The sequence below is a fragment of the Variovorax paradoxus genome, from assembly GCA_016806145.1.
GTDB lineage: Bacteria > Pseudomonadota > Gammaproteobacteria > Burkholderiales > Burkholderiaceae_C > Variovorax.
Window position 1 is genome coordinate 2,977,297 of the sequence record CP063166.1, and the last position, 15,135, is coordinate 2,992,431.

Below are 15,135 nucleotides of genomic sequence, written 5' to 3' on the forward strand. Positions count from 1 at the left end.
GGAATCATCCCGGCCCATGACAGACGCGCGCGAACCTGAAGACAAGCCGATAGCCCACTGGCCGACCATCGAGGCCGACTTCCGCGCCGGCATCAAGAGCATCCGCCAGATCGCCCGCGAGCACGGCCTCTCCGAGACGGCGATCCGCAAGCGGGCCAAGGCCGAGGACTGGACCCGCGACCTCTCCGCCGCCATCCAGGCCAAGGCCGACGATCTGGTTCGCAGGGAAGCGGTTCGCAATGAAGTTCGCGCTGCGAACCAAATCCCCGACAAAGTCGTCGTCGACGCCAACGCGAACGCTGTCTACCGCGTGCAGATGGCGCACCGCGCCGGGCTGACGAAGCTCTCCGCGCTGCGCGACGGCTTGCTGTCGGAGCTCGAGCAGGCTGCCACGCCGACGGCCGCGCCGGCGCCAGAGGCCGCCGACGGTGAGAAGGGTGAGGACGCGGCCGACCCGCAGCCCGCGCCAGGCTTGACCCTGCCGACGCGCATCGCTGCTCTGAAGCAGCTGTCCGAAGTCGACGAGAAGATCCGCCGCGGCGAGCGCGAGGCCTACGGCATCGACAAGATCCAGCCTGACGAAGGCGGCATCGTCAGCAAGCTGACCGACGCCGAGCGCGCCAGCCGTCTGGCCGCGCTGTTCGCGATCGCGCGGAAGAGGGCGGCCGATGGCGCCTGACATCGACGTTCCCGAGCTCGTGAAGCTGATGCCGTTCCTCTCGGACGGCGAGCGGGCCGAACTCGACCTGCTGCTGACCGACGGCCTGCCGCTGTGGATGCCCCAGGTCGGCCCGCAGATGGCCGCGCTGGAGTCGAAGGCCGACATCCTCTTCTACGGCGGCTCGGCCGGCGGCGGCAAGACCGACCTGCTGCTGGGCGCGTCGCTCACCGAGCAGGAGCACAGCATCATCTTCCGGCGCGAGGCCGTTCAGCTGGTCGGCATCGAGGAGCGTATGGCCAAGATCCTGGGCACCCGCAAGGGTTACAACAGCCAGGACGGCGTCTGGCGCCTGCCGGGCAAGCGCGTGCTCGAACTCGGCAGCGTGAAGGAGCCCGACGACTGGACGAAGTACCAGGGCCGGCCCCACGACGCCAAGCTCTTCGACGAGATCACCCACTTCCTGGAGCTGCAGTTCCGCACGCTGATCGGCTGGATGCGCACCGACAACCCGAAGGTGCGCCAGCGCGTGATCTGCGCCGGCAACCCTCCGACCAGCAGCGAGGGCGAGTGGGTGATCAGGTTCTGGGCGCCCTGGCTCGACCCCAAGCACCCGAACCCGGCCAAGCCGGGCGAGCTGCGGTGGTTCGTCACCGACGAGGCCGGCAAGGACATGGAGGTGCCCGGGCCCGAGCCGGTGATGGTCGGCAAGGAACTGATGACGCCGAAGAGCCGGACCTTCATCCCGTCCAGCGTCGACGACAACCTCTATCTCAGCACCACGGGATACAAGGCCACGCTGCAGGCCCTGCCGGAGCCGCTACGCTCGCAGATGCTGCGCGGCGACTTCCTGGCCGGCCGAACCGATCCGGTCTGGCAGCTGATCCCCACGGAGTGGATCAAAGCGGCCCAGGCGCGCTGGAAGCCCAAGGACAAGAAGGGGCCGATGACGGCCCTTGGCTACGACGTTGCCCGCGGCGGCCTCGACAACTCGTCGGCCGCGCGCCGGCATGGCAGCTGGATCGACGAGCTCGTGACGGTGCCTGGCATCGCGACCAACGACGGCCCCAAGGGCGCGGCCTTCGTGGTGCCGCTCATCCGCAACGGGGCGCCGGTGGCTGTGGACGCGATCGGCGTCGGCACCTCGGTGCTCGACTTCCTCGTGGGTCTCGGCGTGCTCTGCGTCCCCGTCGTCGGCTCGGAGAAGAGCGACGCCATCGACAAGACCGGCAACCTTCGCTTCCGCAACAAGCGCGCCGAGATGTACTGGCTGCTGCGCGAGGCGCTCGACCCCACGGCCGAGGACCCGCTTGCCCTGCCGCCCGATCCCGAGCTCACCGCCGACCTCTGCGCCGTTCGCTACAAGGTTGTGCAGCTCGGGCGCTTCGCCGCCATCCTGATCCGTGACAAGGACGAGATCCGCGAGGAGCTCGGCCGCTCGCCCGACAAGGGCGACAGCGTCGCGCAGACCTTCCTTTCCGACATCCCCGAAGCCGTCGCTCTAGCCGAGACCTCGCCTCGCGAGGATCCCGACTGGCGCTCTTTCTGAGAACCACCATGACAGCCCTGACCACCGAGCTCAACGGCCCGCGCACCGGCGCGCCCGACACCGACATGCAGACCGGCGCGCTAACGCTGCAGGAGTTCACCGACTTCTTCCACGAGATCGAGGAGCAGCCGGCCTGGCGCGCGAAAGCCGATCGCGAGATGGAGTACTACGACGGCAACCAGCTGAGCTCGGAGATCCTGCAGAAGCAGCAGCAGATCGGCATGCCGCCCGCGATCGAGCCGCTGATCGGGCCCGCGATCGATGCCGTGCTCGGCCTCGAGGCGAAGACCCGCGCCGACTGGCGCGTGCTGCCCGACTCGCAGGATCAGAGCGGCGACGAGGTCGCGCAGGCGCTCAACTTCAAGCTGAACCAGGCCGAGCGCCACAGCAAGGCGGACAAGGCCTGCTCGGACGCCTTCAAGACCCAGGTCGCGGCCGGCATCGGTTGGGTCGAGGTCTCGCGCAACCCGAACCCCTTCCAGTTCCCGTACCGGTGCAAGTCCATCCACCGCAACGAGATCTGGTGGGACATGCTGGCCACGGAGGAAGACCTCAGCGATGCCCGCTACCTGATCCGCCGGCGCTGGACGCCCACGGTGCAGGCCAAGCTGTTGTTCCCGGCCAAGGCCGACCTGATCGGCCAGGTCGTCAGCGGCTGGCCGATCTACGAAGGCCTAGGGTCCACCGAGGGCGGCACGTCGACCGACCTGGTCAGCGCATGGGACCAGCAGCGTGGCTGGAGTGTCGAGGAGCAGCAGTGGCGCGACATGACGGGCAAGCGCGTGTGCCTGTTCGAGGTCTGGTACCGGCGCTGGAGCCGTGTGCTGGTGCTCAAGATGCCCGACGGCCGCGTCGTCGAGTACGACAAGCGCAATGCCCTGCACGTGCAGTTCGTCGCCATCGGCGCCACGGTGCCGGAATGGGCGATCGTGCCGAAGATGCGAGTGTCGATGTGGATGGGCCCGCACCGCCTTTCCGACGGACCCACGCCGTACCGGCACCAGAAATTCCCCTACGTGCCGTTCTGGGGCAAGAAGGAGGATCGCACCGGCGTGCCCTACGGGTTGGTGCGCGGCATGATGTACATGCAGGACAACGTCAACGCGACGAACAGCAAGCTGCGTTGGGGCCTGGCCGCGGTGCGCACGACGCGCACCAAGGGCGCCGTCAACGGCACCGATGCCCAGTTCCGGCGCGAGGTGGCACGCGTCGATGCCGACATCCTGCTCGACCAGGTGCACATGTCCAAGCCTGGCGCCACATTCAAGGTCGAACGAGACTTCGAGCTCAACCAGCAGCAGTACCAGATGCTCCAAGACTCGCGCGCGGGCATTCAGCGCGTCAGCGGCATCTCGCCGAGCTTGCAGGGCGCACAGAGCGGCGCCAACTCCGGCCTGCAGGAGGCCACCCAGCTCGAGCAGAGCACCCAGGCCCTGGCCGAGGTCAACGACAACTTCTCGACCAGTCGCGCCGAGGTCGGCGACCTGCTGCTGTCGCTGCTGGTCGAGGATGTCATTGGCAAGGAAGAGGTCGTCACCATCAAGGGCGACCCGCTGCGCGACGAAAAGCAGGTGCGGCTCAACGTGCCGGCCCAGGACGAGGACGGCATCACCTATCTCGACAACGACGTCGAGCGCACGAAGCTGAAGGTCGCGCTCAACGACGTGCCCAGCACCCCGAGCTACCGCAGCCAGCAACTGTCGGCCATGTCGGAGGCCTTCAAGGCCATGCCGCCGCAGTTCCAGCAGGTCGCGATGCCGTACCTGATTGCCCTGATGGATCTGCCGAACCGCGAGGACATCATCAAGGCCGTGCGCGAGGCCGCGCAGCAGATGACGCCCGAGCAGATGCAGGAGCGCATCGACGAGGCCGTCAATCAGGCCCGCATGGCCGACGCCCGCGACCTCAAGCTGCAGGAGCTGTCGCTGCGGTATCCGAAGGAGAAGCTCGACGCCGAGATCGGCAAGATCCTGGCCGACTCCTTCAAGACGGTGGTCGAGGGCCTCTACTCGGCGAACCAGACCGCGGCGACCATTGCGATGAACCCGGAGATTGCGCCGGTGGCGGACGCCGTGGCCGAGGCCGCGGGCTATCGGCAACCGACGCCGGCAGGTGTCGATCCGAACCTGCCGGTGCCGGCCGGGCTGCCACCTGCTGCGGTGATGGACGCCACGGGGACGCCGGGTGTCGCGGAGAACACCAGCCCTGCGCTGCCGCCGGTGGCACCGAGTCCAGGTTCGCCGATGGATGGTGGCGGACGCGGCATCGAGACCGAGCGCACGAGCGATAACGTGCCAGCCTAAACAAGTGTCAGGTTAAAGTTGCCCGTGTTCTGGAAGTCGATCGATCGCTCTCCTAATCCGGGCAACTCGAGCGTCATCCGCATGGCTGAAGTGAAGGTGCCGACCAGTTCCTGACCTGACAAGTGTCCGATGGCCTCGTATGTCATCTGGAAGTGCATGTCTACCGGCGCGTCGCCTTCTTGCCAAGTGTTGATGTCGATTGAAGGGGTTCCTTTCGGCACCACGACTGATTTCGAAGCTCGAAACGTCGTAGGGTGCGCTGGATCGGTCGAAAACACATCCTCATCGGAAAGCAGCTCGACAAAATTAAGGCCGATCTGCTCGTTCATAGCTTGCAATTTGGCTACAGCCACCTCGGAACGGTAGGTTAATGAGATCCCTCGCTCTGGCCTTCGGGTAACGAAGCCATCGACGATGAAAAGCGTCAGCCGATCGACCGGGGCAATAGGCGGTTCCAATCTTTCCACCCGGAGACGTCCACTGCTAATGCGCGCAGTGGACCGCAGTCCGGGCCCGAGAGGCTCTCCTTCATCGATTTGCACGTCAGGGAAGTCGCGCAACAGACTTGCCGGAGCCAAGGTATTGAGGATCGCCTGCATTCTCGCCTCAAGTTCTTCGAATTGAAATTCCAATGCAGGCGGGGCGTCTGGTCCCCGGTTGGTGACATAGAGCCGGAATAGTCGCCCATTCGTCACCAGAAAATAGACAGCCCGGACATCTGGGTGGTTTGCATAGGACCATGCCTGAGCCTCAATCAATTCGTCCAATACCTCGGACGGCGCCTTGGCCTCTATCACCCAACGAACCTTTCCACCTGCCTCGAGGATGTAGTCGGCCTTCCCTCGAAGGGGCGGATCGGTCGCTTTCTCGCGTCCGAGTTGCGTCCGGCTATAGCGCAACTCGAGCTCCCTCCGCACGTTGTGAACGGTGCCGGTTTGATAGCCCAGCCTCCAGATGAGGGGTGCGAGCACTTCTTCTCGAACATCCGCTTCATTCATCGCCTCGAACACTGGCGCTTTCGGTCCCATGGTCTGACCCTCCTGCAGCAAGCGTAGCGCAGGGTGAAGTACCACCCCCAGTAGGGTTCGCCCGCTTGTCCCTCCCTCGACACCATCACGCCCAGCAACGCCATCCCGGCGAAGCAACCACCAAGACCTTTGGCGGCCACGGCGAGATGTGGCAAGGAACTGGAACACATGGCAAACATCGAGCAGCTACTGGAACAGCACGCGGATGCCGACGGCAACGTGAGCGACGAAGCGATGGCGCGCCTCCTGACGGGCGGCCTCGAGGGCGAAACCGCAGCACCACCGGCTGCGGAAACCGGCGCGCCCACCGCCGGCGCCGACGCAGCGAACCCCGACGACACCCCCGCGGCAGCACCGGCTGCACCAGCACCCGCGTCTGCAGCGGGCGCACCGGCCTCCGCGCCGGCGGCACCGCCCGCAGATGCTCCGGCACCCACGCCTGCCCCGGCACCCGCTGCAGCTCCGGCCGCAGCGGAGTCGGAGCAGGTGATCCTGGCAAAGGATGGCAAGCACACCATCCCGTACCAGAAACTGGTGAGCGCTCGGGAAGAAGCGAAGGCGGAGAAAGCGCGCGCCGACGAGGCGGAGCGCCAGGCGGCGGAGCTGCGCGACCAGCTGGCGAGGGCGAAAGCTCCCGCCGCTGCGCCGGCGCCGGCGCCGGCCGCTGCGCCGGCGGCGCCCGAGGCGCCGTTCGGCGATTACTCGGACGAGGCGGTGAGGAAGGGCGTGAACCAGCTCGTGGCGGATGCCCTGGGCAAGTTCAAGTCCGAAGTCGCTGCTGAGCTCGAGCCGGTCAGGAAGCAGGCCGCCGAGACTGCCGCCGAAGCGCACTTCCGCGCCATCTACAGCAAGCACCCCGACACGGATTCCGTCGTCGAGAGCGCCGAGTACCAGCAATGGCTCACCGCGCAACCGTCGATCGTGCGTCGTACGTACGAAGCCGTGCTCGAGAAGGGGACCGCTGCAGATGTGATCGAGATGCTGGATGCCTACAAGGCTGCTCGACCCGCCACCGCGCCCGCGCCGGCGCCTGCCCCCGCCGCGGCACCTGCCCCGGCCGTGGACCCGCAGAAGAAGGCCGACCAGGTCATCGCCACCGTCAAGCCGAAGACGCCCACCAGCCTGACGGATGTTCCGGCCGGCTCGCAGGCGGTCCACGACGAAGCGGAAGCGATGGCCGAGATGAGCCCGCTGGACCTCATGGCCAAGTTCGAGGGCAAGACGCCCGCGCAGATCGAAGCCCTGATGCGTCGGCTGGTTTGACCACACCCCGCCACACGGAGTCTTGAATGTCGAAAACCAACATCCCGTACGGCTCGCCGCTCGCGCTCAAGGCGCAGTCGGTCGGCCTCTTCGCTGCCACCATGCAGCGCCTCACGCAGATCAACCGGCTCACCGGCCAGATGCCCACGCAGGCCGACGCCGAAAGCAAGCTGCGGGTGCAGTCCAGCACCGACATGCCGATCGTGCGATGCATGGACCTGACCAAGGTCGCCGGTGACGAAGTCACCTTCGACCTTGTGAACCCGATCGGCGGCAAGCCGATCATGGGCGGCCGCATGGCCGAGGGCCGCGGCGAGCGCCTGGACCTTCAACAGGACAAGCTGCGGATCAACCAGTCGCGCAAACCGATCTCGGCTGGCGACACGATGACGCAGCAGCGCACGCCCCACCAACTGCGCCAACTCGCGCGCGCGGCCGGGCAGGGCTACATGCTTCGCCTGGAAGACCAGCGCACGCTGGTGCACCTGGCCGGCGCCCGCGGCTACCACAGCAACATCGAGTGGGCAGTGCCGCTCGAGACCGATCCGGACTTCCCCGAGATCATGGTGAACCCGGTGAAGGCGCCCACGCGAAACCGCCACTTCATGTCGACCGGCACCGGTATCGAGCAGATCAAGGCCTCGGGCAACGAGATCTCGATCGCGACCACGGACGTGATGAACATGGACGTGGTCGATGCCATCGCGACGGTGATCTCGTCGATCCCGCTGCCGCCCCCGCCCGTCAAGTTCGAGGGCGACTCGATGGCCGACGACGCGCCGCTGCGCGTGCTGCTGGTCTCCGCCGAGCAGCACATGTCCTTCGTGAAGTCGGGCAACTTCCGCCAGCTGCAGGCCTCGGCCATGGCCCGGGCCCAGCAGGCGAAGAACAACCCGCTGTTCGTGGGCGATGCCGGCCTCTGGGCGAACGTGCTGCTCGTGAAGATGCCCAAGCCGATCCGCTTCTACGCGGGCAACGTGCTGCGCTGGTGCGCGAGCCTCACCGACGAAACCGAGACGACCACCGATGTGGTACCGGCGAGCTTCGGAACCGCGTTCGCGGTCGATCGCGCCATCCTGCTCGGCGGCCAGGCGCTGGCCGAGGCCTGGGGCAAGAACAGCCGCTCCGGCAACCCGTTCTTCTGGAGCGAGAAGGAGCTCGACCACGGCGACAAGCTGGAAGTGCTGATCGGCTCCGTCGGCGGCAAGAGCAAGGTGCGCTTCGACGTGAACTACGGCGACAGCTACCAGCCGACCGACAACGGCGTGATCGCGATCGACACCGCGGTCGCCATCGCCGGCCAGTGATCAGTGGGGCCGGCTGCGGCCGGCCCTCCTGACACTTTCCACCAAACGAATCAGGAGCCTCAACATGGCAACCATCTCCCGCAAGTTCTCGTCGACGCAGTTCGGCGGCACGCCCTACGGCAACAAGACCACGCACCACTTCGTGCTCGAGACCAACGCCGCCGGCGCAGTCGTCAACAGCGACAGCACGGCCGCGATCGGCGCCACCGACAAGGTGCGCCTCGGCATCCTGCCGCAGGGCTTTCGCCTCGACGACGCCATCGCCATCATCTCGGACGCCTTCACGGCCACCATCACCGGTGACCTCGGCTTCGAGTACGTGGACGGCGTCGACGATGCTGCGGTGCCGCAGGACGCCGACTACTTCTTCGCCGACCTCAATGCCGCGGCGACCGGCCGCACGCGCATGGCGCTGGCGAACAAGCCGGTCACGCTGCCGAAGGACGCCTACCTGATCTGGACCAACCAGGTCGCGGCGCACGCCTCGGTCGGCCGCGCCGACTTCTACGTCGACGGTGAGGACCGCGGTCCGCTGTAACCCCTTTCGTCGAGGGCCCGTTCCGGGGCGGGCTTCGGTCCGCCCCTTTTTACTTCCGCAGGAGATACCGATGAACCGAGAACAGATCGCGCAGGTGGCCCACGAGGTGAACCGCGCCTACTGCGCCTCGCTGGGCGACACCAGCCAGCCGGCCTGGGCCGACGCGCCGCAGTGGCAGCGCGAGAGCGCGCTGGCCGGCGTCGACATGCACCTCAAGAATCCCGATGCGTCGCCCGAGGCCAGTCACCTGAACTGGTACGAGGCCAAGCTTGCCGACGGCTGGGTCTACGGCGAGGTCAAGGACACCGAGAAGAAGGAGCACCCCTGCATGGTGCCCTACGAGGAGCTGCCGCCCGAACAGAAGGCCAAGGACTACCTGTTTCGCGGCGTCGTGCACGCCCTGGCCGGTGTCGCTGCGGCCGAGCCGCCTGTCGAAGGCAATGTTTCGCCCCCGGCATTCCACCCACCCATTCCCGCAGGGCAGTCCGTACCGGCGCAGGGCGTGCGCTACATCGGCCGTCGGGAGACCCACGACGACACGCTGTACGGCTCCGGCACGTGGGCGCAGGGCCAGGTCAAGCCGGTGTCCGCCGCGCTCGGCCGCCGGCTTCTGCGCCACCGCGACGTCTTCGAGGAGGTCGAACTCAGCGATCCCGTCGTGGCCGGCGCGGTCGTGCAGCCCGTCAAGGCGGGCGAGACGCCCGACGAGGCATCCCAGGCGCTGCGCGACCAGGTGCAGAACATGGACAAAGCCGCGCTGAAGGAATTCGCGCAAACCCACTACCGGGTGAAGGTCGACGGTCGCCTGTCGCTGACGGACACCCGCTCGCACGTCATCCAGCTGATCGACCGCTACGGCGCGAACTAATCAGCCACCGAAAGGAATGCCAATGAGCACCGACTCCATTGAGAACGCCATCCTGGCGGCTGGGAAGACCGCCCCGCGCGTCACGCCATCCGACATCGAGGCCGCCATCACCGGCACCTACTATTTCACGGCAGCAAACGGAGCCGAGGGTGCCCGCCTGGAGCGGCGCGGCCACCTCGCCGGCGCTGGCGATCAGCACGAAGAGTTGGGGCTGCTGACCTTCTGCGTACTGGTGCTGCGCAACGGTTTCACCGTCACGGGTGAGAGCGCGTGCGCCAGTCCGGAGAACTTCGACGCCGAGATCGGCCGGAGGATCGCGCGGGCGAATGCGGTGCAGAAGATCTGGCCGCTGATGGGCTACGCGCTCAAGCAGCAGTTGCACGACGCCGCGAAGGGCTGAGCCATGAACCTCGCCGAACTCATCGAATCGTTCCGGGTCGACGCTGACGACCAGTCGAACAGCGTTGGTGGCGGTGACGCAGACGCGCTTTGGAAGGACACGGATCTGGCGCGCTGGTTCGGCGAGGCGGAGGAGGAGGCGGCCATCCGAAAGCGGCTTCTCTTCGATGACTACACGCTTTCGATCGTGAGCATCAATGTGGTGGCCGGTCAGAGCTCATACCCTCTCGACTCGCGCATGTTCGAGATTTCCCGGGCACGGCTGCTGAATGCGAGCACCGGCCGATTCCTCGAGGACCTCTACATCACCAAGCGGGACGCGCTCGACCAGAGCTGCCCGGGCTGGCGTGATGAGCGTCGGAGGCCCAAGACCATCGTGCAGGACGACACCCGTGTGATGCTCCCCGGCATCGTCGATCGCGCTTACACGCTGCGCCTTGAGGGCTACCGCACGCCGCTGGCGCCGATCACCGCGGACAGCGATCCCGAGAGCACGACACCCGAGATCGGTGCGGTGCATCATCGCTTTCTTGTGCACTGGGTGCTACACCGGGCATACAGCAAGCCTGACAGCGAAGTCTTCAATCCCGAGAAGGCGGCAACCGCGCTTGCCGCATTCGAGCAGTACTTCGGGCCGCGGCCGGACGCTGATCTTCGTAAGGATCAGCAGGCTGACCAGCCGCACCACAACACCTCCTGGTGGTGACCACCCATTAGGGTTCGACGGGTCATTGTCTGCCGGGAACACTGCCCGGCATGGCAATGCGCACCGTCGATCTCGGCACCTTCGCTCCCGGGCTGAACAATCGGCTTCAGCCGACGCAGCTCGGCCGCACGCTGGCCGATCGATCGCGGGCGACCTTCTTGTCCGCGGGCGAGAACATCGACATCACTGGCCGCGGCTACCTCAAACGTCGCCGCGGCATAGCGTTGGCGCGCGCCGGCGCGGCAACGCATTCGGTCTGGGGCGATGACGCCGAGGGCTACTGTGCATTCGGGAGCGACCTCCTGCGCCTGGAGCCGGTTGGCGACGAGCTGGCTGCCACGACCGTGCTGTCCGGCCTGCCCGAGCTGGCGCCGATCAGTTACACCCGCATGCCCGATGGTGATGTTGTGTGGTCAAACGGCCAGCGCATCGGCCGACTGCGCGCAGCTGCTGCGCTACCGCTCGCGACACTGCGGCCGCAGGTCGTGCCGTCGGTCTCGGCGATCGCAGGCGCGCTGTCCGCTGGTCGGTACCAAGTAGCGTTTACCGAGATCGGGCCGCTGGGCGAGTCCGGCTCCACGCCCCCAGTCGCGATCACGCTGCCGGATTCGGGCGGGCTGCGCATCACTGGCCTCGGCCCGAGCACCATCGTCTACATGACCGGGCCCAACGGCTCGGTTTTCAACGCGATCGCTACGGACGGCGACATCGTGACGCTGGCCAACAGCGGGGCCATGCTGCGCACGCTGCTGCTGGCGGACATGCCGGCGGGCTCGACCGTGCGGCACTACAAGGGCTCGCTGTTGGTCGCGGCCGGCAACCTGCTGTTCAAGTCGGAGCCGTTCCTGTATGGGCTGTTCTCGCCGTCGCAAGGCTACATCCCGTTCCCGGCCCCCATCACCGTTGTGGAGCCCTGCGAAACCGGAGTCTTCGTGTGCGCGGACCGCACCTACTGGCTGGCCGGCGGCCTGCTCGATACGGCGCCCGCGGTCGTGCTGCCCTACGGCGGCCTGCAGGGCTCGGGCGGCTCCGTGCGTACGCCGGACGGCCAGGGCACGCAGCAGGCCTTCTGGCTGTCGCCGCGCGGCCTCGTGATCGGCACGCCCGACGGCGCGGCGAACAACGTTCAGGAGCACGCGCTGAAGTTCGGGCGCGCGCGTGCTGGCGCAACGCTGTTCCGGGAACAAGACGGCGCCAACCACATCCTCTGCGCGCGGCAGGAGCCGGCGCGGCCCCTGGGCGCGGCGCAGGGCTTCTTCGCCGTCGAAACCATCGTCAAGGATCTTGACCCATGAACCACCCTCAAGCAGGCGTGCTGTACCGCGCGCTTTCGTGGAGCCCGGATGGCCGGCTGCTCGCCGACGACCCGCCCCGGCTGAACCGCGTGCCCATGGAAGGCCTGAACTTCCTGCTCGGCTTGGCCTTCAAGAGCGTCACCCAGGTGCCGACTTGGTACATCGGCCTCTTCGAGGGCGACTACACGCCCACTGGCAGCGAGACCGCGGCGACGATCTCCAGCGTCGCAACCGAGTGCACTGCCTATACCGGCGCGCGCAAGGAGTTCGATGAAGGCGCCGTCTCCGGTGGCTCGGTAAGCAACGCCGCGAGCCTGTCGGAATTCGTCTTCACTGCCGACAAGACCGTGATGGGCGCCTTCATGGTGTCCGCCTCCGCCAAGGGCAGCACCGCGGGCGTTCTGCTGAGCGTCGTGCGCTTCGCTTCTCCGAAGGTGCAGGCCAGTGGCTCGAAGCTGCAGGTCTTCGCCGGCCCGACCGCAACCCCCACTCCCTGAAAGGACCAACATGCTCAAGCTCTCGACCGGCCTGCGCAACTACATGCTCGACACCGGCGCGCTCAAGGCTGCGCTGGCCGGTGGCGAGATCCGCATCTACGCCGGGACAGTCCCCGACACCGCCGATGCGGCGCTCGGCGGCGCCACGCTGCTGTGCGTGGTCAAGAACGGTGGCGCGGGCATCAACTACGACGCCTCTGCCGCGGGCGGCGTGTTGGCCAAGGCTCCCGGCGAGACCTGGAGCGGCACCAACGTCGCCACCGGCACCGCAACGTTCTTCCGTCACGTGCTGGCGAGCGATGACGGCACGCTGTCGACCACGCAGCGTCGCATCCAGGGCACGCTGGGCACCGGCGGGACCGATGGCGTCCTGACCAGCGTTGCGCTGGTGAGCGGCGCACCGCAGGCGGTCGACTTCTACACCACGGCTCTGCCGAGCGGCTGAACGTGGCGCTGATCTTCGAGGACCTGTTCGCAGGAGCGGTCGACACGCTCCTGTCGAGCCACACCCCAGACCTCACGGTCGGGCCGCTGTGGCTCGACCGGTTCTCGGACGCGCGCGCCAAGCTCGACGGGGGAGGCCACGCGGTGCCAGGTGCCTCGGGTGGCATCCCCTACATCCGCAGTCGGCTCGAGTTCGAGCTGACGGGGGAGGAAAGCAAAATCGAGGCGACCGTGGCCTCGCGCTTTGCTTCCGGCGACGGTCAGCTGCGCCTGCGCCTCTACCGCCTGAGCGGGCCCGACACCACGTTGGGTCCGGGCATCGTCGAGTTCACGACGTTCGTAGAGAACTTCGGTGGCCACCTAACATTCAACAACACGGTGGGTGTTGAGAGCCTGGCAGGCGTCAACACGAACCAGACCCAGCGCCACGGCAGTTCGGACAGCTACGTCATCGATAGCTTTCACGTGTTCAAGCTGCTGGTTGACCCGAGCGCGTTGGAGGCCTCGCTGCTGATCGACGGGGTGCTCATCATCAACATGCCTGCCAATGCCTTCGCGAGCACGGACGGGCTGCTGACCGACTGGGGCGTGCGCATTGACTGGGACTTCGACGGACAGCCGGGATCCGTGTTCCTGTCCGAAGCCTTTGGCGTCGACATGGGCACCGACGGCCCCACGCCTCCGGGTCCGCCACCCGACTTCTGGACGAACTTCGTCAACACGCGCGAGGTCGCATGAAGCCGGTCAAATTCCGCGATGGCTTCAGCGGGCAGGGCGGGATGGATGCGCAGTTCCTGGATTCATCGTCGCCCGTGCCCTTCCTGAAGAAGCGTCGCTTCGACCCGGCGACCGGCGGCCAGGTCGTCGCGCACAAACGCGGCGACTTCCTGGAGGTGACCCGCGACGCCGTGCTCGAGGATGGGTTCTACAGCATCGGCATGATCGGCGAAGAGAAGCGCGTGGTCGGCTCGGCCAGCGCGCGCGGCCGCTTCACCGATCGCGGCACCTTCGTTTCCGACGAGGGCCTGGTCGAGGTCGAGCGCATCCGCTACTACGGCCTCGGGCTGGGCCTGGACACCACAGCAGCGCTGCTGGGCACGGCAACGGACTTCGACGGCAAGCCCTGCAACGCCTACAAGCTGCAGACCTACCGCACGCGCAACGGGCGGCGCTTCGTGCCGTTCTACGACTTCTTGGCCTTCGCGCCTTTCGGGTACGGGACGCAGTTCACCTTCGTGCCGGGCGAGGTCTACGGGCCGACCGGCGCGCGGCGCTTCCAATCGGCCTACGCCTACCAAGGTCTGACCGAGGCAGGGCAGCACTACCACGCCTTCCTGCGCGATGACGGTGACGGCCGGGAGCTCGGTGGCACGCTGCACCTGCCCAACCAGCTCGCGAGCTTCCCGACGGTGCATCGCGTGTCGCCCGGGCAGTACGTGATGATGGGCGCCTACCTGCGGCCGCACTACTCGGGCTCAAGCGTCGACGCCGCCGCGTGCCCAGGCCTGACCTTCCAGTTCTCGAGCGATGGCGGCGCGACATGGGCCGAGGGCGCGTCCCATGAGCTGTTCTCCGAGTTCTTCGACACCGTCCAGCCGCTGCCCATCGCCGCCTACGCCAGCATGTTCAACACCGCGGTGAACGCCTGCGGCCTGTACGCGGCGCCGCTGAGCGCCGGTCGCGCGTTGGCCTACGCTGTAGTGCCCTACGCGCCCAATCCTGGCGTCGACTTCGTGCTGCGGGCGAAGGTGAAGCTGGGCATCATCAACGCGAGCGCACGCACGCTGTTCGGCACGCTCACGCTGTTCGATGGCGAGGTGAACGCCGCGCTCGCGTTCTGGAGCGGCGGGTGCGTGGGCGTTGCCGGCGGAGCGGTGGTTGTGACGCGACCGTTGGCCTCGGTCTACACCAACATCCAGAACGAGCCGCCGGTGATGCTGTTCACGCCCGATGGCGTCAGCGTGCAGATGATGCCGCCAGGCCCGCAGCCGAACTACCGCATGGGCGTGGTCACGGCGATTGCGCCGGGCGTGCTGGTCGCGCCGATGTACGACGGCGCGCACTCGCTGTATGAGTCGCGCGACCGCGGTGCCTCGTGGCGGCGCCGCGCGTTGCTTACAGACCGCGCGGACGCGCCGGCGCCGGAGGTCGGGACGTTCCAGCTGCAGCACTTCGCCGCGCTGACGTTCCTGCGCCGCAACGGGCAGCCGGCCGGCGGCACGCCAGGCACGCCGTGGGCGTCGGACAGCCGCATCGCGCCGCCTGTGCTCTGAGGATCTC

15 protein-coding genes are annotated in these 15,135 nt (G+C 67.2%); 14 read left to right on the plus strand and 1 reads right to left on the minus strand.

The genetic code is table 11. The features are described from left to right. Window positions 1-16 precede the first annotated feature (16 nt). The 3 genes from INQ48_13920 (at window position 17) to INQ48_13930 (ending at window position 4,510) form a co-directional block, all read left to right on the plus strand. Window positions 17-679: a hypothetical protein gene (locus INQ48_13920; protein QRF60240.1), complete on the plus strand. Its 663-nt coding sequence runs from the start codon at window positions 17-19 to the stop codon at window positions 677-679. After that, window positions 669-2,207, plus strand: coding sequence for a terminase (locus tag INQ48_13925; protein QRF60241.1), 1,539 nt, complete (start codon window positions 669-671; stop codon window positions 2,205-2,207). Before INQ48_13920 ends, INQ48_13925 begins: the two co-directional genes overlap by 11 nt. A gap of 65 nt (window positions 2,208-2,272) precedes the next feature. Continuing rightward, a complete protein-coding gene (locus INQ48_13930) occupies window positions 2,273-4,510 on the plus strand; it encodes a hypothetical protein (GenBank protein ID QRF60726.1) in 2,238 nt (745 codons plus the stop codon). Here the strand turns inward: INQ48_13930 and INQ48_13935 are convergent. Then, the gene (locus INQ48_13935) at window positions 4,507-5,538 is read right to left on the minus strand and encodes a type I restriction enzyme HsdR N-terminal domain-containing protein (protein ID QRF60242.1); all 1,032 of its coding nucleotides are present in this window, start codon (window positions 5,536-5,538) and stop codon (window positions 4,507-4,509) included. The two genes, INQ48_13930 and INQ48_13935, sit on opposite strands and share 4 nt — an antisense overlap. A gap of 168 nt (window positions 5,539-5,706) precedes the next feature. On the opposite strand from INQ48_13935, the gene INQ48_13940 reads away from it, so the two are divergent. From INQ48_13940 to INQ48_13990, 11 genes are all read left to right on the plus strand, one after another. After that, the gene (locus INQ48_13940) at window positions 5,707-6,801 is read left to right on the plus strand and encodes a hypothetical protein (GenBank protein ID QRF60243.1); all 1,095 of its coding nucleotides are present in this window, start codon (window positions 5,707-5,709) and stop codon (window positions 6,799-6,801) included. A gap of 26 nt (window positions 6,802-6,827) precedes the next feature. Beyond that, the gene (locus tag INQ48_13945; protein ID QRF60244.1) at window positions 6,828-8,108 is read left to right on the plus strand and encodes a N4-gp56 family major capsid protein; all 1,281 of its coding nucleotides are present in this window, start codon (window positions 6,828-6,830) and stop codon (window positions 8,106-8,108) included. A gap of 64 nt (window positions 8,109-8,172) precedes the next feature. Beyond that, entirely contained in the window at window positions 8,173-8,646 is a 474-nt protein-coding gene (locus INQ48_13950) for a hypothetical protein (GenBank protein ID QRF60245.1), read from the plus strand. Window positions 8,647-8,716: 70 nt separating this feature from the next. Continuing rightward, complete coding sequence (locus tag INQ48_13955) at window positions 8,717-9,514, plus strand: hypothetical protein (protein ID QRF60246.1); 798 nt, start codon at window positions 8,717-8,719, stop codon at window positions 9,512-9,514. Window positions 9,515-9,536: 22 nt separating this feature from the next. Then, window positions 9,537-9,914: a hypothetical protein gene (locus INQ48_13960; protein ID QRF60247.1), complete on the plus strand. Its 378-nt coding sequence runs from the start codon at window positions 9,537-9,539 to the stop codon at window positions 9,912-9,914. 3 nt (window positions 9,915-9,917) lie between these two features. Then, window positions 9,918-10,619 (plus strand): hypothetical protein, encoded by a 702-nt coding sequence (locus INQ48_13965; GenBank protein ID QRF60248.1) that lies wholly within the window; start codon window positions 9,918-9,920, stop codon window positions 10,617-10,619. Window positions 10,620-10,669: 50 nt separating this feature from the next. Further along, the gene (locus tag INQ48_13970; protein QRF60249.1) at window positions 10,670-11,914 is read left to right on the plus strand and encodes a hypothetical protein; all 1,245 of its coding nucleotides are present in this window, start codon (window positions 10,670-10,672) and stop codon (window positions 11,912-11,914) included. Next, the gene (locus INQ48_13975; protein ID QRF60250.1) at window positions 11,911-12,411 is read left to right on the plus strand and encodes a hypothetical protein; all 501 of its coding nucleotides are present in this window, start codon (window positions 11,911-11,913) and stop codon (window positions 12,409-12,411) included. Before INQ48_13970 ends, INQ48_13975 begins: the two co-directional genes overlap by 4 nt. A 10-nt stretch (window positions 12,412-12,421) precedes the next feature. Beyond that, a complete protein-coding gene (locus INQ48_13980) occupies window positions 12,422-12,856 on the plus strand; it encodes a hypothetical protein (protein QRF60251.1) in 435 nt (144 codons plus the stop codon). A gap of 2 nt (window positions 12,857-12,858) precedes the next feature. Beyond that, window positions 12,859-13,593: a hypothetical protein gene (locus tag INQ48_13985; GenBank protein ID QRF60252.1), complete on the plus strand. Its 735-nt coding sequence runs from the start codon at window positions 12,859-12,861 to the stop codon at window positions 13,591-13,593. Then, on the plus strand, window positions 13,590-15,128 hold the full coding sequence (locus tag INQ48_13990; protein ID QRF60253.1) for a hypothetical protein: 1,539 nt from the start codon (window positions 13,590-13,592) through the stop codon (window positions 15,126-15,128). The genes INQ48_13985 and INQ48_13990 overlap by 4 nt, the downstream gene beginning before the upstream one ends. Window positions 15,129-15,135 lie beyond the last annotated feature (7 nt).

Bases quoted from the DNA above. Each gene is read 5' to 3' on its own strand.
- INQ48_13990 (QRF60253.1), top strand. From the start codon at position 13,590: ATGAAGCCGGTCAAATTCCGCGATGGCTTCAGCGGGCAGGGCGGGATG.
- INQ48_13935 (QRF60242.1), bottom strand. From the start codon at position 5,538: ATGGGACCGAAAGCGCCAGTGTTCGAGGCGATGAATGAAGCGGATGTT.
- INQ48_13980 (QRF60251.1), top strand. From the start codon at position 12,422: ATGCTCAAGCTCTCGACCGGCCTGCGCAACTACATGCTCGACACCGGC.
- INQ48_13920 (QRF60240.1), top strand. From the start codon at position 17: ATGACAGACGCGCGCGAACCTGAAGACAAGCCGATAGCCCACTGGCCG.
- INQ48_13945 (QRF60244.1), top strand. From the start codon at position 6,828: ATGTCGAAAACCAACATCCCGTACGGCTCGCCGCTCGCGCTCAAGGCG.
- INQ48_13975 (QRF60250.1), top strand. From the start codon at position 11,911: ATGAACCACCCTCAAGCAGGCGTGCTGTACCGCGCGCTTTCGTGGAGC.
- INQ48_13955 (QRF60246.1), top strand. From the start codon at position 8,717: ATGAACCGAGAACAGATCGCGCAGGTGGCCCACGAGGTGAACCGCGCC.
- INQ48_13950 (QRF60245.1), top strand. From the start codon at position 8,173: ATGGCAACCATCTCCCGCAAGTTCTCGTCGACGCAGTTCGGCGGCACG.
- INQ48_13930 (QRF60726.1), top strand. From the start codon at position 2,273: ATGCAGACCGGCGCGCTAACGCTGCAGGAGTTCACCGACTTCTTCCAC.
- INQ48_13960 (QRF60247.1), top strand. From the start codon at position 9,537: ATGAGCACCGACTCCATTGAGAACGCCATCCTGGCGGCTGGGAAGACC.
- INQ48_13940 (QRF60243.1), top strand. From the start codon at position 5,707: ATGGCAAACATCGAGCAGCTACTGGAACAGCACGCGGATGCCGACGGC.
- INQ48_13925 (QRF60241.1), top strand. From the start codon at position 669: ATGGCGCCTGACATCGACGTTCCCGAGCTCGTGAAGCTGATGCCGTTC.
- INQ48_13970 (QRF60249.1), top strand. From the start codon at position 10,670: ATGGCAATGCGCACCGTCGATCTCGGCACCTTCGCTCCCGGGCTGAAC.
- INQ48_13965 (QRF60248.1), top strand. From the start codon at position 9,918: ATGAACCTCGCCGAACTCATCGAATCGTTCCGGGTCGACGCTGACGAC.